Consider the following 19,771-nt stretch of genomic DNA (forward strand, 5'->3'; position numbering starts at 1 on the left):
TATGTTATTCAAACAGGAGAGATTCATCATGCAATCGAGAGCGGGCCTGGCCCTCATACTGGCACTCACTGTGGTGACCGGCTGTAGTACCTTCACTGGCAAAAGTGGCGAAGCGCTGCCGCGTGACGCCCGCTGGGGGCTTGTACCCCTGGTGAACTATTCACAGACACCGCAGGCGGGTGAGCGTAGCGAGCAGATATTGCTCAGCGTTCTCAGTCAGCGCGGCCTGCAGCCAATTGTCTATCCCAAGACAGAGCAGGAAACCATGCTGTTTGATGATAGCGAACGTCTGGCTGCTGGTATGGAGTGGGCGCAGCGCCAGGGTTTCGACTACGTGATCAGCGGTAGTGTCGAGGAATGGCAGTACAAGAGTGGTCTGGATGGTGAGCCTGCGGTTGGTATCAGTCTGCGCGTACTGGAGCCAGTAACTGGCCGCGTTATCTGGAGCAATAGCGGAGCCAGGGCTGGCTGGTCGCGCGAAAGCCTTTCCGGTAGCGCCCAGAAAGTACTGCGTGAGCTCACCGACGACCTGCGGCTGGAATAATGTCAACTGAATCCCCGTACAAGGACTTCACCCTCGCGGCGCGTGCCAGTGAACTCGCAGCCTGGGTTGAAACAGTCCTACTAACCGCACTGGCGATCGGTCTGGGCATTTATTTCGTGCCGGAAGATCCATTGCAGGTGTATGAGTTTACCTGGCCGATGTTGGCACCGTTGCTGGTGGGACTGCGTTACGGGTTCGTCAAGGCGCTGGTCAGTGCCTGTCTTCTCGTTGCAGCATTGCTGTTGCTGCGCGAGTCGGGTCTGGAGGCATATCAGCGAATGCCGGGCGCCTGGATCATCGGCATGCTGGTAATCAGCATGGTGGTCGGTGAATTTCGGGATCTCTGGGATCGTCGGCTGCAGCGATTGCAGATGGCCAATGAATATCGTCAGTACCGGCTGGATGAATTTACCCGGGCGCATCAGATACTGCGTATTTCCCATGACCGGCTGGAACTGCGGGTTGCGGGCAGTGACCAGAGTCTGCGCAGCTCTTTGCTGATACTCCGTGAGCGTCTGCGTGAACTGAAGCCTCAGGGTGATCCGCTGGTAGCCATGGCGCAACCCATCATGGCCTTGCTGGGACAATATGGCTCATTGAGTATCGCCGGTCTGTACGCGATCAAGGACGGGCAGATGCAATCCCGTGCACTGGCCACCCTCGGCGATATGGACGAGCTGGATCCTGAAGATCGTATGATAAAGCTGTGTCTTGAGCAGGGCGAACTGATCAGTATTCGTGAAGAATTTCTCGAACGCGGTGATCAGGAGCAGTTTTCTTCGCTTCAGGTGTGTGTACCGCTGATCGATACCGAGGATAACTTGCTTGGCATCCTGGCGATCCGGCAAATGCCGTTCTTCGTCTTCAACGACCGTACTCTCAGTCTGTTGGCGCTCCTGGCTGGCCACGTAGCGGATCTGTTGCGTAGTGACGCCGCTGCCCTGCAGCTGCATGACGCCGACGCTCAGAGTTTCTCCCAGCAGCTGCGTCGGTCTCTGATCGACGTTGAACAGCATGATCTGGATGCCAGTTTGTGCATGTTCGAGTTGACGGATGCCAATCAGGAAATGATTCGTCTGTTCGCCGACAGTCAGCGTGGTCTGGATTTGCAGATACGCTTGATCAATGACCGTGGGCATGACTGCATTCTGGTATTGATGCCGTTAACGTCGACTGAAGGCTCTCGCGGCTACCTGACGCGTCTGCAGCACCAGGTTGCTGAACATTTTGGCCAGGGTCGTACGTTGGATGATGTGGGTGTACGGGTCATGTTCCTAGAGGTGGACCCCACGGGCAGACGCGAAGGTTTGCGCAATTTCCTTTATCACGAGTGTGGGTTGAATGATCAACAAGTTGCTATTTAGCGGCGCGCTGGTTTTCGAGTCCCTGAGTTGGGCCATGATCTTCCGTGAGCCGACGCTACTCGAAGGCATGCTGTATATCGTGCTACCGCATGCGGTGGCCTGCATACTGCTGGCGCTTGCCCTGTGGATGTTCCTGCCCATGCGCTACAAGTCGCCTGTGCCCTGGGCACCACTGTTTCTATTCAGCATCGCCTTTTTCATTCCATTGCTGGGTATGATCGGGGTCATCTTCTCTGTATTTCCGGCCTTGTACCTGCAGCGCAAGCGTGAGGAACAGGTTTGGCAGGCTACGGGTGTGCCCGGGCTGCCGTTCCGTCCCCTGGAGCGTCGGCACTCGCCCATGTTTCAGGATGGTGGTCTGCAGGACGTGCTGTTTCTTGCGACTGACCCGGAACGTCGCCTGAACGCACTTTTGGCGACCCGTCGCATGCCATCCCACGAATCGGTGCCGATACTCAAGTTGGCCTTGCGGGACCCGGCAGATGATGTACGTCTGCTCGCCTATTCGATGCTCGATCAGAAGGAGAGCGGCATCAACCACAGGATCGAGCGTCTGCTCGATCGGCTCGGCAAGAGTGATGATGAGAGCCCCGAGGCAACCCACGTCGGGCTGGCGCGTTGGTACTGGGAGCTTGCCTACCTGGGACTGGCCCAGGGCAGCGTTCTGGACCATATCCTTGGTCAGGCGCGTAAACACGCTGAACAATCCCTGGCCCTGCAATCCAACCCGGAGGTTCATTTGCTTGCTGGACGCATTGCGCTGGAGCAGGGTGACCTGAGTGCAGCCCGGACATCTTTCAAACATGCGGAAACCGGTGGTATTCGTTTCGAGAAAATTGCTCCCTTCCTCGCCGAGGCCGCATTTGCCGCGGGCCAGTATGAGGAAGTGCCGCGCTTACTGGCACGCTTACCCCAGCATGCCCTTTCCAGGCCGCCGTTTGCTGACCTCGCGAGGTACTGGTTATGACTGACCAGAACAGGTCGGGGCCTGTAGCACAACATGGCGATCAAGCCGACGTATGTCTGTTGCTCGAAGGCACCTGGCCCTATGTGCGTGGCGGTGTGTCTGGCTGGATAAACCAGATTATTCTCGGCCTCCCCAACGTCACTTTTTCAGTTCTCTTTATTGGTGGTCAGCGGGAATCCTATGGTGAGCGCCATTACGTAATTCCACCCAACGTAAAGCATATTGAAGAAGTTTTCATCGAGGATGCGTGGCAGTTTGCTCCCCGTGCCGAGCAAGCGCCGTCTGACGGCTCCGTACGCGATCTGGCGAACATGTACCGATACTTTCACCACCCGCAGAAACCCGACGAGATTACCGGGGATGCCGTGCTCGGGGCCTTGGCCAGTGGTCAGTTGACCATGCAGGATGTATTGCGCAGCCGGGCGAGCTGGGAGGCTATCACCGAGGGCTATCTAAACCACTGCAGCGACCCCTCGTTTATCAACTATTTCTGGACCATGCGCACCATGCAGTCACCGATGGTGATGATTGCCGAAGCCGCCGCGCGTATGCCCAGGGCGCGTCTGCTGCACGCAATCTCGACAGGATATGCGGGTTTGGCTGGTTGCATTCTCAAGCGCCGCTGGCAGTGCAAGTTCATACTCAGTGAGCACGGCATCTATACCAAGGAACGCAAGATCGATCTGGCTCAGGCCAGCTGGATCGCCGAGAACGCTGACGAAGCCCTCAATAGCAGCCTTGACCCAAGCTCTGGGTATATTCGTTCCATGTGGATCCGTTTTTTCGAGCGTATCGGTTTGATGGTCTATCGAAACGCTGACCCTATCATTGCCCTGTATGACGGTAATCGACAGCGCCAGGTACTAGATGGTGCCGACCCGGACCGCACCCGGGTGATACCCAATGGGATCGATCTGGAGCGCTGGAATGCCTTGCGGCAAACACGCGCTGAGGGTATCGCTCCAGTGGTAGGCCTGATCGGCCGGGTGGTGCCAATCAAGGACGTGAAGACCTTTATCCGCGCCATGCGTACCATTGTGTCCGAACTGCCCGAGATGGAAGGATGGATCATCGGTCCGGAAGATGAAGACATCGAATACGCCGCAGAATGTCACAGCCTGGTCGCCAGTATGGGCCTGGAAAAGAACGTACGTTTTCTGGGATTTCAAAAAGCCGACGAGATCATACCCAGGCTTGGAGTCATGGTGCTGACCTCCATTAGTGAGGCGCAGCCTCTGGTGATCCTTGAAGCCTGGTGCGCTGGCACCCCGGTAGTCAGTAGTGATGTCGGTTCGTGTCGTGAACTTATCGAGGGCGGCACAGCCGAGGATCGCGATCTGGGCCAGGCTGGCGAAGTGGTAGCCATCGCTGATCCCCAGGCCACAGCCAGTGCGGTCCTCAGACTGCTGCGCAACCCTGAGCGCTGGCAGACGGCGCAGACCGCGGGTGTGGCTCGGGCCAATCGCTACTATGGTGAAGCTTTGATGTTAGAGCGTTATCGCAAGCTTTACAGTAATTCAATGGGGAACCTCTAATGGCAGGAATCGGTTTTGAGCTGCGCAAGATCCTGGCGCGAGATTCCTACTCGTCGACGCTGCGGGCATACGTATATGCGGGTCTGCTGAGCGCGGGCCCATGGGTGCTGTCGATTATCAGCGTCATGCTGATCGGCATCATGAGTATTGGCGTGGTGTTTCCGGAATTGCTGGTCAGGCAGTTTCTGGTGACCACCACGTACCTTTTTGCCACATCGTTGATTACCACCGGTGGTCTACAGGTATTCTTTACCCGATTTGTTTCCGACAGGTTGTTCGAGAAAAAGCCCCACGTCATTTTGCCCAATCTTCTGGGCATCATGCTTATTGCGACTATTTGCGCTGGCCTGCTGGCCTTTGTACTGCTGTGGTGGCTGTTTGATCAGCCGTTCCTGTATAGGCTCCTGGTCCTGACAAACTTCGTCACCCTGTGCAATCTCTGGCTGGTGATCATCTTCCTGTCGGGCATGAAGCAGTACAACCGCATCCTGCTGACGATGCTAGGCGGTTATTCGCTTATGGTGGTGGCTTCGTTTTTCCTGCGCCCCTGGGGCCTGGACGGCCTGCTATTTGCGCTGCTTCTTGGTCATGCCACGCTGTTGTTCGTATTTCTGTTCGATATCCTTCGCGAATACCGTGCTGAGAAACTGATTGCCTTCGATTTTCTCGACCGCAAACAGGTATTTTTGAGCCTGCTGTTGACCGGCGTTTGCTACAACATGGGTATCTGGGCTGATAAGTTCATCTTCTGGTTCAACCCGATGACGTCGGAACACGTCATCGGGCCGTTGCGCGCATCAATGTTGTACGATCTACCGATCTTCCTTGCCTACCTCTCCATTATCCCAGGGATGGCCGTGTTTCTGGTACGCATCGAGACGGATTTTGCCGAGTGGTACGAACGCCTGTTCGACGCAGTGCGTGAAGGCCAGACCTTGCAGCATATCCAGCAGTTGAAGAGTGAAATGACCGTTGCCATCCGGCAGGGCTTGCAGGAAATCTGCAAGGTGCAGGGCATCACAGTGGTGCTACTGTTCCTGTTTGCTCCCAAGTTGCTGGAGTGGCTGGGAATCTCGCACTTCTATCTGCCCCTGTTTTACATCGACCTGATTGGCGTGAGTTTCCAGTTGCTGCTCATGGCTTTGCTCAACGTGTTTTTCTATCTGGATAAACGCGCCATCGTGCTGGAGCTGAGCGCCCTCTTTGTCTTGCTCAACATCGCACTGACCCTGCTCAGTCAGTACCTTGGGCCAAGTTTCTACGGTTATGGCTTCACGGTATCGCTGGCGATCTGTGTGCTGCTGGGGATGATGCGTCTGAACAAGTCGCTGGATGATCTGGAATACAATACCTTTATGTTGAGCCGGTGAGTTTCAGCGTGAAGGTTTTGGGATTCAACCGCTAAGTCAAAATGGATTCCCGCCTTCGCGGGAATGACGGGGGTGGGGTCAAGATGGATTCGCGCCCCGCAGAAATGACGGGGGTGGGGTCAAGATGGATTCCCGCTCCGCGGAAATCAGGGGGTTGCAAGGCGTGCTGTCCATTGACGGGGCGCCGCAGGTAAGCCTTTACGTCATCCTCGCGAACGCGGGGATCCATTCTCGGGTTCGGCAAAGTACAAGCCGCCCCCGAGCACGGAGTGTTTACACCGTCAGATACTGCTGCACCAGCTCATCACTCAGATCTGCAATCGGCCCATCAGCCATTACCCGCCCGCGCTCCATGATGAAAAAGTCATCCGCGGTGCGCCGGGCAAAAGGCAGCTTCTGCTCGACCAACAACACCGTCAGACCCATCTCCCGATTGAGCTTGCGGATCACCTCTCCGATGTCGCGCACGATATTGGGCTGAATGCCCTCGGTGGGTTCATCCAGAATCAGCAGTTTGGGATCCAGCACTAGTGCGCGGCCGATCGCCAGTTGTTGTTGCTGGCCACCGGACAGGTCACCGCCCCGTCGCGACTTCATCTCCTTGAGCACCGGAAACAGCTGGTAGATTTGCTCGGGAATCTGGCGGGCGCCGTCTCCTCGTGCGCCCAAGGAAATCTTCAGATTTTCCTCCACGGTCAGTAGCGGAAAGATTTCCCGGCCCTGGGGCACGTAGCCGATGCCCGCCCGGGCGCGGTTTTCGGTGGACATGCGGGTGATGTCCTTGCCGTTCAGCAGAATCTGCCCGTCACGTACCGGTAGTAGACCAGTAATGCACTTGAGCAGTGTGGTCTTGCCCACACCATTGCGGCCCAGTAAGCAACCGCAGGTGCCTTCGCGAACTTCCAGATCCAGGTCCCAGAGAATATGACTCTGGTTGTATAACTGATTGATCGATTCAATGCGCAGCACGGCTTACTCTCCCAGATAGACTTCGATGACGCGTGGATTGTTCTGCACCTGGTCCATGCTGCCTTCGGCCAGCACTGAACCCTGGTGCAACACCGTGACCTTGCGCGCAATGGAGCGCACAAAAGCCATGTCGTGTTCCACGACAATCACCGAATGCCTGCCTGCCAACGAGGTGAGCAACTCGGCAGTTTTCTCCACCTCTTCGCCGGTCATGCCAGCCACCGGTTCATCGACCAGCAGCACCCGTGGGTTCTGCACCAACAGCATGCCGATCTCCAGCCACTGCTTCTGACCGTGGGAGAGCGCACCCGCCTCCTGGTGGTAGTGCTCGGTCAGGCCGGTCTGGCGTAGCACCTCGTCAATGCGGTCGCGCTGCTCACCGTTCAGATCGTTGTTCAGCGTGTACCACACGTTCTTTTTCGACGCGGTTGCCAGCTCCAGGTTCTCGAATACCGAAAGCGCCTCGAACACCGTGGGCTTCTGAAACTTTCTGCCGATACCACCCCGTGCAATCTGGTGTTCTGAACGTTTGAGCAGATCGATACGTTGGCCGAACCAGATACTGCCGGTGTCGGGTTTGGTCTTGCCGGTAATCACATCCATCATCGTGGTCTTGCCGGCGCCGTTAGGCCCGATGATGCAGCGCAACTCGCCTTCATCGATAGTCAGGTCCAGATTGTTCAGCGCTTTGAAGCCATCGAAGCTAACGCTGATGTTTTCCACATAAAGAATCGGGCCGTGGGTGGTATCGACCACGCTATCGAACGCAGGCGGCGGCTGGACGAAATCAAACACCTGATCCCGGCGCCAGGTTTCGCGCAGTTGTTCTGTGGTTTTCATTCTTTGTCTCCCTTGCGCAGTAACCGACCGGCCAATCCCACCAGACCCTTGGGCATGAACAGGGTGACCATGACGAACAGGCCACCGAGTATGAACAGCCAGGTTTCCGGTGAAAATGTGGTGAAGAAGGTCTTGGCATAGTTGACCGAAAACGCACCCACCAGGGCGCCGAACAGCGTGCCGCGCCCACCGGTGGCAACCCATACCACCATCTCGATCGAATTAAGTGGCGAGAATTCGCCCGGGTTGATGATGCCCACCTGGGGTACGTAGAGCGCGCCGGCAACCGCTGCCAGCATGGCCGAGAAAACGAACAGCCAGAGCTTGTAGGATTCGACCTGATAGCCGGAAAAGCGCGTGCGGCTTTCCGCGTCACGGATCGAGATGATCACCCGGCCCATGCGCGAGGTAACGATATAGCGGCAAGCCAGATAGCCGAGAATCAGCATGATGGCGGATGCGATCAGCAGGCCGGCACGGGTCGAGTCAGCACTCAGACTGAAGCCGAGAATATCCTTAAAGTCATTCAATCCGTTGTTGCCGCCAAAACCCATCTCGTTGCGGAAGAAGGCCAGCATCAGTGCGTAGGTCAGGGCCTGGGTGATGATTGCAAAATACACACCGGTGACCCGCGAGCGGAACGCCAGCCAGCCAAACACCAGGGCCAGCAGGCCCGGCACCAGCAGCACCATCAGCATCGCGAACCAGAACATGTCGAAGCCCTGCCAGTACCAGGGTAGCGTTTCCCAGTTGAGCACTACCATGAAGTCCATCAGCTCGGGATGCCCGTATACACCGCGATCGCCGATCTGACGCATCAGGTACATGCCCATCCCGTAGCCGCCCAGCGTAAAAAAAGCCCCGTGACCCAGGGACAGAATACCGGCATAGCCCCAGATCAGATCAACAGACAGGGCGAGCAGGGCGAAGCAGAGAAACTTGCCGAGTAGCCCGACGGTAAAGTTGGATACATACAATGGTGACTCCGGTGGCACGGCCAGGTTCAGCACCGGCACCACGATCGCGATCAATGCGACCAGGCCGAGCACCACCATGCCGCCCCGATCGTTAAGTAATAGACGTTGGATCAGCATACTTCCCTCTCAATAATCATTGGCTTGAGCAGCGATGCACGTTTAAGCGCATCAGTCTGCCGCCGCGCGTCCTTTCTGCGGGAAGAGTCCCTTGGGCCGTTTCTGGATAAACAGGATCAGCATGATCAGCACCATGACCTTGGCCAGCATCGCGCCAGCGTAGGGTTCCAGGAAGTTGTTGATCAGCCCCAGGCTCATCGCGCTGACCAGCGTGCCCCAGAGGTTGCCGACGCCGCCGAACACCACCACCATGAACGAGTCGATGATGTAGGCTTGGCCCAGGTTGGGGCCTACGTTGGTGATCTGCGAGAGCGCTACGCCGGCGATTCCGGCTACGCCGGAACCCAGCCCGAAGGTCAGCGCGTCTACCCAGCTCGAGCGCACACCCACTGCGCGTGCCATGGCGCGGTTCTGCGAGACAGCGCGTACTTTCAGGCCCAGCGAAGTGCGCTTCATCACCAGTAGCAGGGCGAAGAACACCATCAGCCCGAAGATCAGGATGTACAGACGGGTGTAGGTGATCGACAGTACCGGGTTGATGACCAGTGTGCCGCTGATCCAGTCCGGCGAGCTGACCGAGCGGTTAAGCGGACTGAACAGGGTGCGTACCGCCTGCTGCAAGACCAGGCTTAGGCCGAAGGTGGCCAACAGGGTTTCCAGCGGACGGCCGTACAGGAAGCGGATCACACCACGTTCGATCAGGATGCCGACCAGGCCGGTGATGACAAAGGCGGCGGGAATGGCGATCAACAGGCTCCACTCGATCAGACTCGGGAACAGCACCTGCACGCCCCAGGTGGTATAGGCACCCAGCATGATCAGCTCGCCGTGGGCCATGTTGATCACGCCCATCACGCCGAAGGTGATCGCCAGGCCGATAGCGGCCAGTAGCAGGACCGAGCCCAGGCTCAGGCCAAAGAACAGATTCTCGACGAAGCGGTAGAAACTGATGCGACCCTCGATCGATTGCAACGCCTGTTGCGCCTCGGCGCGCAGTTGGGGGGCTGCGTCGTTGGCTGCGATATCTGCCAGTTCGTTTCGTGCCTGGCGCTCCAGGGAACCGCTGAGCTGCTGTACCGCCTCCAGGCGCACTGACGGATCCTCGCTGTTCAACTGAAACAGGGCCCTGGCAGTCTCTATAGCCTCGAGCACCAGGGTGGATTCCTCCACCTCTTGCCGGGCGCGCAGCATCTCGACGGTTCCTTCGTCGATACCATCGTAAATCATCCGCCGTACAGCGTCATAGCGTACCTGCGCATCCGCGTTATTCAGGCTGAGTTGGGCGATCAGTCCGCGCAGTTGGGTGCGCAGGGCGTTGTGCACCGGCACGCGGCGCAAGCCTTCAGTCGTCGCCAGCATCTCGCCGGTAAGGGCATCGGTAGCCACATCACCGTCGCGTATGGCCACGGTAGGGGGATCATTGCGATCGGCCTGCAGGTCACCTGCGGCGAGCGCGGTAAAAATGGCTGGCAGCCTTTCATCGTCATAGACAGCGAGCTTGCTAACGGTCTTGATGCGGTTGGGCAGGTTGCCTTGCACCAGTTGATGGACCAGTGTTTCAAATTCGTTGGGTTGAGCAGACTCGACTGTGCCGTCGTTTGGATCTGCTGCATTGGTTTGCGCATGCAGACTGGCGTTGAAACCGAGGCTGCAGAGCAGCAAAAGCCACGCGCAACAGACGCGCAGCGATTGCCAGGTTATGGCGCGGCAGGGTGTATTCATCGCAGTGTTCTCACTTGTGTGGTCGTGACAGGTCCGGCGTCGCGCCGGACCTGTAGCCGATCGCGGCCCCTGAATCGAGACCGCTAGCCTGTTGCCGTTTATTCGGCAGTGGCGCCCACGCAGGTCTTGGTTTCTGTGTTGTAGTTGCCACAGTTGACGGGGTCGGTCCAATCACCGATCAGGTTCTTGCTGCCTTCCAGGTAGTCGGACCAGGCGTCACCGGCGACCAGATCATCGGTCTGGGATACTGTGAGGAACTGGCCATCATCCTGGATCTCGCCGATCAGCACCGGCTTGGTGATGTGGTGGTTGGGCAACATGACGCTGGTGCCGCCAGTCAGGTTGGGCACTTCCACGCCGACCATCGCATCGATCACAGCATCGACATCAGTAGTACCGGCTTTTTCCACAGCTTTGACCCACATGTTGAAGCCTATGTAGTGCGCTTCCATCGGGTCGTTAGTGACACGCTCGGGGTTCTTGGTGAATTCGTGCCACGTCTTGATGAACGCCGCATTCTCTGGAGTATCTTCACTCATGAAGTAGTTCCAGGCCGCCATGTGGCCAACCAGCGGACCGGTATCGATACCTGACAGCTCCTCTTCACCCACGGAGAAGGCGATGACCGGAATGTCTTCAGCGGAGATTTTCTGGTTACCCAGTTCGCGGTAGAAAGGCACGTTGGCGTCGCCATTGATGGTCGATACCACGGCGGTCTTCTTGCCGGCACTGCCGAAGCGCTTGATTTCGGACACGATGTTCTGCCAGTCGGAGTGACCGAACGGCGTGTAGTTGATCATGATGTCTTCTTCAGCCACACCATTGGCTTTCAGGTAGGCCTCTAGGATGCGGTTGGTTGTGCGCGGGTAGACGTAGTCGGTTCCAGCCAGCACCCAGCGCTCCACGCCAATGTCGTCCTTCAGGTAATCAACGGCTGGTATGGCCTGCTGGTTTGGCGCGGCGCCGGTGTAGAACACATTGCGCGAAGACTCTTCACCCTCGTACTGCACCGGGTAGAAAAGAATGCCGTTCAGTTCTTCGATAACCGGCAGAACCGATTTGCGTGATACTGAAGTCCAGCAACCGAAGATCGAATCTACCTTGTGTTGCTCCAGCAGTTCGCGGGTGCGCTCGGCGAACAATGGCCAGTCAGAAGCAGGATCCACAACTACGGCTTCAAGCTGTTTGCCGAGCAGACCGCCTTTCTTGTTCTGCTCTTCGATCAGCATCAGCATGGTGTCTTTCAGCGTCGTTTCTGAAATGGCCATGGTGCCGGATAGTGAGTGCAGTACACCTACCTTGATGGTTTCAGCCTGCACAGTCATTGCGCTGAGCGCCATGCTGCACGCGACGCCAAGCGCCCCGGCCTGTTTGACTAATTTTCTGATTTTCATGGGTCTTTCTCCGTGTGAAGTACTTATCCTGATGTGTGAAAACAAGCTTGCAAACAACGGGTGCATCTCTGCGCGGTTGGAGCCGGTCAGCATGCCGCCGGCCCTTCTTTATCAGCTTGGCGCCGTATCTGGCGGTCGGCTTTTGTTCTGGTTCTGCCGTGCTTCAAAAATCATGTGCAGGGTGATCTTGCGCACCTCTGCCTTGCTCTCCTCTATGTGTGTCTTGAGCATCAGCTGGGCCTCCTCGGTGCGGCGCTGAATAATGCTGCCGAGGATTTTGCCGTGCTCCAGATAGGTCGCCTCTATGCGTGGCGCCTTGGTGAAATCGATACGTCGAACGATGCGTAGGCGCTCGGTCACGTCATGATGAATACGGGCCATCTCGACGTTGCCGGTGGCCTCGACCAGTTGCTCATGGAAGCGTTCATCCAAGGCGCAGACTGCCGGGCCGTCGCTCAGGCGGTCCGCTGGGTGAACCAGCCAGATCGCTTTCAGTTCATCCAGCGCCGGCGCTGCCTCCATCTCGCATAGCCGCTTGACCGCCGCCATCTCCAACACGATGCGCACGTCATACAGCTGCTCGTACTGTTCGAAGTCGAAGGGCCGCACCTGCCAGCCGCTGCGAAAGGATACCTCTACAAAGCCCTCGCGTTGCAGGCGTGTGAGCGCCTCGCGAACTGGCGTACGGCTGGCTGAAACCCGCTCGGCTATTTCGCTTTCGGTAAAGCGATCCCCGGGCAGCAGCTGAAAATCGAAGATGCTCTGCTTGAGTTGCACATAAATACGTTCGGTCAGGTTCTGCCGGCGTTCTGGCGTCTTGCTCGCCTGGCCGTCAGCTGCCCTGTTCAATCTCAGAACCCCTGTTTCTCTTGCTGCGCCCTGGTCCATTATCTAGTCCTCGAGAACCAGTAGCAGATCACCCGCATTCACCTGCTTGCCCGGGGCGCAGTGGATAGCGCCCACCAGACCTGCCCGCTCGGCGTGCACGGCGAACTCCATCTTCATGGCCTCGACAATCAGCAGTGGCTGATCGGCCTCGACTGTTTGTCCGGGCTCGACTAGCAGCTTCCAGATATTGCCGCTGATGTCGGCCAGTACCGCCAGGCCGTCGACCTCGATGGGTTGTTCGCTGGTCCTTGTTTGTAATGCGGCGTCGACGTTGGCTTCCTCGTCTGCCTGCCAGAGTGCAACTTCCTCGGTGAAGGCGGCCTGCTGATGCGCCTTGAATGCGCTGATGCTTTCGGCGTTGTCATGTAGAAACTGTTCGTGTTCCGCCAGATCGAAGTAGCTCTCCTCGATACGAATATTCAGGCGGCCCTCACGGAAGGCTTCGCGCTGCTCGGTCAGCTCTTCCTCGGACACCTCGTAGTAACGTACCTGGTCAAAGAACTTCAGCAACCAGGGCTCCTGGTTGATAAACACGGGGCTTTTCAGGAACTTGTTCCAGATTGGCAACGTACGACCCACCAATTGGTAGCCACCGGGAGAATCCATGCCGTAGATGCACATGTAGACGCCGCCGATACCCACAGTGCCCTCGGCGGTGTAGGTACGCGCCGGGTTGTACTTGGAGGTCAGCAGGCGGTGGCGGGGATCCACGGGCACTGCGCAAGGGGCGCCCAGGTACACGTCGCCCAGACCGAGCACCATGTAACTGGCGCTGAACAGCACATCACGCACCGCATCGATACTGTCCAGCCCGTTGATCCGGCGCATGAACTCGGTGTTGCTCGGCAGCCAGGGCGCGGTGTCGCGCACCGACTGGCGATAGCGTGCAACAGCGTCCAGGGTGGCAGCGTCCTCGAAAGCCATCGGGAGATGAATCACCCGGCTGGGCACGCGCAGGCTGTCGGGCAGGTTGTGCTCGATCGCCAGCAGACCCGCAACCAGATTCTGCTGATGCAGTACGCGGCTGTCGTAATTCACCTGCAGTGAACGCACCCCGGGTGACAGCTCGATGATGCCCTCGATAGGCGTGGCCTTGAGTGCTTCCATCAGCGCGTGAACACGCAGTCGCAGACGCAGATCAAGCACGTTGTCGCCATATTCGAGCAGGATGTACTTGTCGCCGGCCTGACGGTAAGTCACTAGCGGGCGGCTGCCTTGCTCGGGTAGTGACGCAAGAATGCAGGCAGACAGCCCATGATCCGGCTCGGGGATGGACTGTGGCTCTATTGCCGGCAGCACACTGAGGGTCTCGATTGCCTGATCCTGCGCCTGCTCCATGGCCAACGCCGTATCAAAGCCCACTCGCTTGAAGCGAATGCGATCCCCCGGCTTTACCTGACCCACTTTCCACAGCTCGGCCTTGATGATGGTGACCGGGCACACGAAGCCGCCCAGGCTCGGCCCGTCGCGGGTCAGAATCACCGGCATGTCGCCGGTAAAGTTGATCGAGCCGACCGCATACTCGGTGTCATGGATGTTGGAAGGGTGCAGTCCGGCTTCGCCGCCGTCACTGCGGGTCCAAGTCGGCTTGGGGCCGTTCAGGCGTATGCCCAGGCGGTTGGAGTTGTAGTGCACCTCCCAGGCGGTGCCGAAGAACATCTCGATGGCTTCTTCGGTAAAAAAGTCCGGCGCCCCATGGGGCCCGTAAAGCACACCGACTTCCCACTCCCGCGGACCGGTGTCGTCACTGGCGTAGTCGGGAATCAGTCCATGCGGGGCGGCAGCCGGCTCGTAGCAGGGCGCGGACGTGGTGCAGGCGGCGATCGCCGGATTGCTGATTGGCAGCATGTCGGTAGCGCGCAGGGTGCGACCTGCATGGCCGCCAAACTGGCCGAGCACAAAGGTCGAGCGGCTACCTAGGTAGACCGGTACATCGATGCCATTGCGCACGGCGAGATAGGAGCGGCAACCGGTGCTGGCTTTGCCGACTTCAAGCACCTGTCCGGCCTTGACGCTAACCGGTGCCCAGAAGGGCACTTCGGTACCATCCAGAGTGGCACTTGATTGTGCACCGGTCAGGGCGATCACACTATCGGTATGAAAGCGCAGAGTCGGACCGATCAGCGTACATTCCAGGCCGGCTGCACTCTCGTGGTTACCGACAATCCGGTTGGCCAGGCGGAAGCCATAGTCGTCCATCGGCCCCGAAGGCGGCACACCGACACTCCAATAGCCAGCACGACCGGGGAAGTCTTGCACCGTTGTGTATGTGCCGGGTTTCACCACCTCGATCACCGGCGCTTGGAAATCAAAACTGGCCAGGCGATTGGTTGCCACATCGCCAGCGGCAAAAAAGTCGGTGGCGATGATCTGGCGCAGGTAGTCCAGGTTGCTGGCGATGCCGGCGACCGAGGTGCTGTCCAGCGCGGCACGCATTTTCGCAATGGCGTCGACGCGGTCGCTGCCGTGCACAATGATCTTGGCGATCATCGGGTCGTAGTAGGCTGAGACTTCAGTGCCGGTCGCAACCCAGGTATCGATGCGGGCGTCTTCCGGAAAGCTCACATGGGTCAGCACGCCGGGGGAGGGCTGGAAATCGCGGACCGGATCCTCGGCATACAGGCGCACTTCGATTGCTGCGCCCTTGGGGTTAATTTCTATATTCAGGGCCGGCGGCTCCCCGGCGGCGGTCAGGATCATCCACTCGACCAGATCCACACCGGTGCATGCCTCGGTAATCGGATGCTCGACCTGCAGACGCGTGTTTACCTCGAGAAAATAGAACACATCACGGTTGGCATCGTAGATATATTCCACGGTGCCGGCGGAGCGATAGTTGACTGCCTTGCCCAGCTCCACCGAGGCGGTCATCAGCTTCTCACGGGTGGCGGCGGGCAGATCGGGTGCGGGGGTTTCCTCGACCACTTTCTGATTGCGGCGCTGCAGGGAACAGTCACGCTCGCCCAGAGCCAGCACCTGACCCTTGCCGTCGCCGAATATCTGTACTTCCACATGGCGCGCATTATCCACAAAGCGCTCAAGGAAGACGCCGCTGTCGCTGAAGAAGTTCTGCCCCAGGCGTTTGACGGTTTCGAAGGCTTCGATCAGTGCTGCTTCATCGTTACAACGCGTGAGACCGATGCCGCCGCCGCCGGCGGTACTTTTCAGCATGACCGGGTAACCCAGTTCGGCGGCGGAGCTGATGGCTTCCTCCAGGGAGGCAAGCAGACCGGTGCCGGGCGTAAGTGGCACACCGGCACGCTCGGCAATCTCGCGGGAGGTATGCTTGAGACCGAACTGGCGGATCTGGTCCGGTGTAGGACCGCAGAAGGCGATACCGGCTGCTTCGCACTGTTCGGCAAACTTGGCGTTTTCGGACAGAAAGCCATACCCCGGAATGATCGCCTGCGCGCCGCAATCCTTGGCAGCCGCCAGTATGCGGTCGGCCTGCAGGTAGCTGTCGGCGGCGCTGTTACCGCCCAGGCAGATTGCCTCGTCACAAGCATGTACGTGAGCGCTGTTCCGGTCGGCGTCGGAGTAAATGGCCACCGAGCGGATGCCCATGGTCTTCAGGGTGCGGGCGATGCGGACCGCAATCTCCCCGCGGTTGGCTATCAGTACAGTGTTCAGCATGGTGCAAGTCCCTTTGATGTGCTCAGCGTGAGGCGATGTAGGCGCGCCAGCCGCCAAGATGCGTGATATCGGTAGCGCCATCGACTGCAGCGCCCTCACAGATGAAGCCCTTCACCTCACGGCCGTCCTGCAGTGTCAGAGTCCCGATACCCAGCGGGGCTGGAACCAGCGCAACAAAACTGCCGAACAGGTCGACTGGTACATCCCAGAGCTCAACGGCAATGGTTGCTCCCTCGTTGGCGCGGATCAGACCGGGTTTAGGTGGTGTGGTATTGGGCAGGGCGTAGAGCCGGTAATTGCCGGCGGTAAAAGTGCTCTCGACAAAGCGTGCATGGCGCTCGGTCAATTGGATGTTCAAGGGCATGCCGCTCAGGTGGGCACCGACTACAGCCAGTCGTACATGTCCGGCGGGAACTTGGGTAGCTATAACAGGTGCGGGTAATGAGCGATCGGTAGCGCCGGCTTTCCAGGGAGCGAAAGCCTCCCAACGGCGACCGAATTCAGCCAGTGAGCCATCCTGCCAAGCGGCGCCAATCAGTGTGATGCCGAATGGCAGGCCGTCTTCGCGCAGGCCGGCGGGCAGCGCCAACGCGGAGCAGTCTGCCAGGTTGACGAAGTTGGTCCAGGTGCCAAGCTGGCTGTTGACCCCGACCGGATCCTGTTCCACTTCTTCCAGGGTCGGCATCCGCGGAGTGGTCGGTACCAGCAGCGCATCCACGCTACCCATGAGCGCCTGAATGGTCCGTGCCAGATCCGCGCGGCGGTATTCGGCCTTGTAGGTATCCGTAGCGCTGAAGTTCTGCGCCTGGGCCAGGATGCCGCGCACCACCGGGTTCATCTGGTCGGCGTGGGCGTCCATGAATTCAGAGACCGCAGCGTAGCGCTCGGCCACCCACGGCCCTCCATAGAGCAACTCAGCCAGTTGCTGCATCGGGCTGTAATCAAGCTCGACCAGCTCCACGCCCATCGCCTGCAGTTTGGACAGACTGGCTTCCCAGGCGGCCGCATATTGGCTGTCGCCGAACCAGGGAAGCGAGGCGGGGATGCCCAGTCGTGGCTTGACCGGTAACAGCGTGGCGGCAGTTGGCGGCTTGCGGGAATAGCCGTCGGTAGAGTCAAAACCTTCCATCACGCCGGCGACTATCTCAGCATCCGTCACATTCAGGGCAAAAATCGATACGCAGTCCAGACTGCGACAGGCCGGCACTACGCCAGTGGTGCTGAAGCGGCCTCGAGTAGGTTTGAGTCCGACCAGGTTATTAAAGGCAGCCGGCACGCGGCCGGATCCTGCGGTGTCGGTACCCAGGCTGAACGGCACCAGGCCGCGGGCGACGCTGACCGAGGACCCGGAGCTGGAGCCGCCAGAGATGTAATGCTTGTCGAAACTATTGGGTACCGGGCCATAGGGTGAGCGAGTACCGACCAGTCCGGTAGCGAATTGATCGAGATTGGTCTTGGCCAGGACCACAGCACCGGCCGCACGCAAACGCGCCACACAGGTGGAGTCAGCAGTAGCTGTATAGGCATACTCAGCGCAGGCGGCGGTGGTTGGCAGGCCGGCAACATCAATATTGTCCTTTACCACATAGGGGATGCCATACAAGGGCAGCTGGCGTGCGTCGGGCAGTGCTTCCAGCGCATCGAGCTGAGCGCTCAGTTCGGCATGGGAAAGCACATGGATGAACGCAGGGTCCTGCCCATCGAGTTGCGCATGAATTTGCTCAAGGGCGGTGCGTGGAGTCAGGTCGCCGCTGCGGTAGGCTTCGAGCCACTCTGTGATTGTCCATCCGGATTGCTGAGCCATCTGGCCTCCTGCTGATCGTGAAAATACCGTCTTGTATACAAGTGGGTGTTCAACACGAGAGAGCAGGTAACGTGCCAATTTCTGACAATGTCATTAATTGACAAATAAATACCTTGTAAAACAATGAAATACCTCCAGTCCAGAGTGTCTGGCTTTCGATGGAAAGATGTCGGAGTAGCCGACGTGCATGGTCTTTCGCGGCCCAAAACAGTGCCGTTGGTCCCGTTTTGGTGCGCGCAGGGGAGGGGATGTTGCCGCCGTTGGCCGGCCTGATGGTCTAGTATGAAGACCGCAGGTCTTAGCTTTAAGGATCAGATAAATGCGCAGGTAAAACCGTACTTTTGTCATCCACAGCTGGGAAGATTAATGAAATGTCAGGTCCCTATTGACCCCGAGATCGCTTGGTCTTATGGTGCGCCACGAACGTTGAGGCTGGCACGATCCATACGGCTCAAGTACTGACGACGAGACAGCGAGACACGCGCAATACGGCGTTCTTATTGCTTTCGGCGCACGCCTTGGGAAGTAGGCGAACCAAAGTGGGGATACTGATCAGACGTTCGCACCCCCCGGGTTATTTCTTCACACGACCCGACCTGAAATAGTTGCTTTGGAGCCAATGCATGTCTATCAAACTCGACGAATACTTTGATCGCGAAACCTTCAGCCGTATCAAGGCCTGCGCCGATCAGCACGAGACCCCCTTCCTGGTTGTTGACCTGAAAACCATCGACCGTGCCTATGACGAACTAGTCGAAGGCTTTCCCTTCGGCAAGGTCTACTACGCGGTCAAGGCCAACCCGTCCAATGAAGTTTTGGGGTTGCTGAAGGACAAGGGCGCCAACTTCGATATCGCCTCCATCTATGAGCTGGAAAAGGTCATGGCCCTGGGCGTCAAGCCCGAGCAGATCAGCTTCGGTAACACCATCAAGAAGTCCAAGCATATCCGCGCATTCTATGAAAAGGGCGTGCGGCTGTACGCCACAGACTCAGAAGCCGACCTGCGCAATATCGCCAAGGCCGCACCGGGCTCGAAAATCTATGTGCGCATTCTGACTGAAGGCTCGACCACGGCTGACTGGCCGCTGTCGCGCAAGTTCGGTTGCCAGACCGACATGGCCATGGACCTGCTGGTTCTGGCCCGTGAACTGGGCCTGGAGCCCTACGGTATTTCTTTCCACGTGGGCTCACAGCAGCGTGATATTGGCGCCTGGGACGCGGCGATCGCCAAGGTGAAGGTAATCTTCGAACGCCTGAAGGAAGAGGACAATATCACCCTGAAGATGATCAACATGGGTGGTGGCTTCCCGGCCAACTACATCACCAAGACCAACACCCTGAAAACCTACGCAGAAGAAATCACCCGTTTCCTGCAGGAAGACTTTGGTGACGACCTGCCCGAGATCATTCTCGAGCCTGGTCGCTCCCTGATTGGTAATGCGGGCGTATTGGTCAGTGAAGTAGTGCTGGTGTCGCGCAAGTCCCACACCGCCCTGGAGCGCTGGGTATACACCGACGTTGGCAAATTCTCCGGCCTGATCGAAACCATGGACGAGTCGATCAAGTTCCCGATCTACACCGAGAAGCAAGGCGAACTGGAAGACGTCGTTATCGCCGGGCCGACCTGCGACAGCGCCGACATCATGT

14 protein-coding genes are annotated in these 19,771 nt (G+C 58.3%); 6 read left to right on the forward strand and 8 right to left on the reverse strand.

Translation table 11 applies throughout. From position 1 onward, the window contains the following. Window positions 1-28 precede the first annotated feature (28 nt). Genes FZF01_RS10115 through pelG form a run of 5 tightly spaced genes read left to right on the forward strand, consistent with a single transcriptional unit; the run spans window position 29 to window position 5,780 of the window. Window positions 29-544 (forward strand): penicillin-binding protein activator LpoB, encoded by a 516-nt coding sequence (locus FZF01_RS10115; RefSeq protein WP_150278045.1) that lies wholly within the window; start codon window positions 29-31, stop codon window positions 542-544. Then, a complete protein-coding gene (locus FZF01_RS10120; RefSeq protein WP_150278046.1) occupies window positions 544-1,908 on the forward strand; it encodes a PelD GGDEF domain-containing protein in 1,365 nt (454 codons plus the stop codon). The genes FZF01_RS10115 and FZF01_RS10120 overlap by 1 nt, the downstream gene beginning before the upstream one ends. Continuing rightward, window positions 1,886-2,875: a tetratricopeptide repeat protein gene (locus FZF01_RS10125; protein WP_150278047.1), complete on the forward strand. Its 990-nt coding sequence runs from the start codon at window positions 1,886-1,888 to the stop codon at window positions 2,873-2,875. The genes FZF01_RS10120 and FZF01_RS10125 overlap by 23 nt, the downstream gene beginning before the upstream one ends. Continuing rightward, complete coding sequence (gene pelF, locus FZF01_RS10130; RefSeq protein ID WP_150278048.1) at window positions 2,872-4,410, forward strand: GT4 family glycosyltransferase PelF; 1,539 nt, start codon at window positions 2,872-2,874, stop codon at window positions 4,408-4,410. The genes FZF01_RS10125 and pelF overlap by 4 nt, the downstream gene beginning before the upstream one ends. Continuing rightward, complete coding sequence (pelG, locus tag FZF01_RS10135) at window positions 4,410-5,780, forward strand: exopolysaccharide Pel transporter PelG (RefSeq protein ID WP_150278049.1); 1,371 nt, start codon at window positions 4,410-4,412, stop codon at window positions 5,778-5,780. The genes pelF and pelG overlap by 1 nt, the downstream gene beginning before the upstream one ends. Before the next feature lie 273 nt (window positions 5,781-6,053). Here the strand turns inward: pelG and urtE are convergent, their stop codons facing one another. The 8 genes from urtE to atzF all read right to left on the reverse strand — a co-directional run bounded on the left by urtE (window position 6,054) and on the right by atzF (window position 18,124). Further along, entirely contained in the window at window positions 6,054-6,749 is a 696-nt protein-coding gene (urtE, locus tag FZF01_RS10140) for an urea ABC transporter ATP-binding subunit UrtE (protein WP_150278050.1), read from the reverse strand. Between the two features lie 3 nt (window positions 6,750-6,752). Further along, window positions 6,753-7,589, reverse strand: coding sequence for an urea ABC transporter ATP-binding protein UrtD (gene urtD, locus FZF01_RS10145; RefSeq protein WP_150278051.1), 837 nt, complete (start codon window positions 7,587-7,589; stop codon window positions 6,753-6,755). Further along, window positions 7,586-8,683: an urea ABC transporter permease subunit UrtC gene (urtC, locus tag FZF01_RS10150; RefSeq protein WP_150278052.1), complete on the reverse strand. Its 1,098-nt coding sequence runs from the start codon at window positions 8,681-8,683 to the stop codon at window positions 7,586-7,588. Before urtC ends, urtD begins: the two co-directional genes overlap by 4 nt. 51 nt (window positions 8,684-8,734) lie before the next feature. Continuing rightward, window positions 8,735-10,405, reverse strand: coding sequence for an urea ABC transporter permease subunit UrtB (gene urtB / locus FZF01_RS10155; protein WP_150278053.1), 1,671 nt, complete (start codon window positions 10,403-10,405; stop codon window positions 8,735-8,737). A 98-nt stretch (window positions 10,406-10,503) separates the two neighbouring features. Next, window positions 10,504-11,799 carry an urea ABC transporter substrate-binding protein gene (gene urtA / locus FZF01_RS10160; protein ID WP_150278054.1) on the reverse strand — a complete coding sequence of 432 codons (1,296 nt, stop codon included), beginning with the start codon at window positions 11,797-11,799 and terminating at the stop codon, window positions 10,504-10,506. Window positions 11,800-11,910: 111 nt separating this feature from the next. Beyond that, window positions 11,911-12,687 (reverse strand): GntR family transcriptional regulator, encoded by a 777-nt coding sequence (locus tag FZF01_RS10165; protein WP_150278055.1) that lies wholly within the window; start codon window positions 12,685-12,687, stop codon window positions 11,911-11,913. A 3-nt stretch (window positions 12,688-12,690) separates the two neighbouring features. Continuing rightward, window positions 12,691-16,320, reverse strand: coding sequence for an urea carboxylase (uca, locus tag FZF01_RS10170; RefSeq protein ID WP_150278056.1), 3,630 nt, complete (start codon window positions 16,318-16,320; stop codon window positions 12,691-12,693). A 22-nt stretch (window positions 16,321-16,342) separates the two neighbouring features. Continuing rightward, the gene (gene atzF, locus FZF01_RS10175; RefSeq protein ID WP_150278057.1) at window positions 16,343-18,124 is read right to left on the reverse strand and encodes an allophanate hydrolase; all 1,782 of its coding nucleotides are present in this window, start codon (window positions 18,122-18,124) and stop codon (window positions 16,343-16,345) included. 623 nt (window positions 18,125-18,747) lie between these two features. Here atzF and FZF01_RS10180 point away from each other — a divergent pair. Further along, window positions 18,748-19,771 (forward strand): type III PLP-dependent enzyme (locus FZF01_RS10180; protein ID WP_223825469.1); only part of this gene is annotated, 1,024 nt, incomplete at its 3' end.

Source organism: Halopseudomonas salina (assembly GCF_008641105.1).

Bases quoted from the DNA above. Each gene is read 5' to 3' on its own strand.
- pelF (WP_150278048.1), top strand. From the start codon at position 2,872: ATGACTGACCAGAACAGGTCGGGGCCTGTAGCACAACATGGCGATCAA.
- atzF (WP_150278057.1), bottom strand. From the start codon at position 18,124: ATGGCTCAGCAATCCGGATGGACAATCACAGAGTGGCTCGAAGCCTAC.
- uca (WP_150278056.1), bottom strand. From the start codon at position 16,320: ATGCTGAACACTGTACTGATAGCCAACCGCGGGGAGATTGCGGTCCGC.
- urtD (WP_150278051.1), bottom strand. From the start codon at position 7,589: ATGAAAACCACAGAACAACTGCGCGAAACCTGGCGCCGGGATCAGGTG.
- pelG (WP_150278049.1), top strand. From the start codon at position 4,410: ATGGCAGGAATCGGTTTTGAGCTGCGCAAGATCCTGGCGCGAGATTCC.
- FZF01_RS10165 (WP_150278055.1), bottom strand. From the start codon at position 12,687: ATGGACCAGGGCGCAGCAAGAGAAACAGGGGTTCTGAGATTGAACAGG.
- FZF01_RS10120 (WP_150278046.1), top strand. From the start codon at position 544: ATGTCAACTGAATCCCCGTACAAGGACTTCACCCTCGCGGCGCGTGCC.
- FZF01_RS10125 (WP_150278047.1), top strand. From the start codon at position 1,886: ATGATCAACAAGTTGCTATTTAGCGGCGCGCTGGTTTTCGAGTCCCTG.
- FZF01_RS10115 (WP_150278045.1), top strand. From the start codon at position 29: ATGCAATCGAGAGCGGGCCTGGCCCTCATACTGGCACTCACTGTGGTG.
- urtC (WP_150278052.1), bottom strand. From the start codon at position 8,683: ATGCTGATCCAACGTCTATTACTTAACGATCGGGGCGGCATGGTGGTG.
- urtB (WP_150278053.1), bottom strand. From the start codon at position 10,405: ATGAATACACCCTGCCGCGCCATAACCTGGCAATCGCTGCGCGTCTGT.
- urtA (WP_150278054.1), bottom strand. From the start codon at position 11,799: ATGAAAATCAGAAAATTAGTCAAACAGGCCGGGGCGCTTGGCGTCGCG.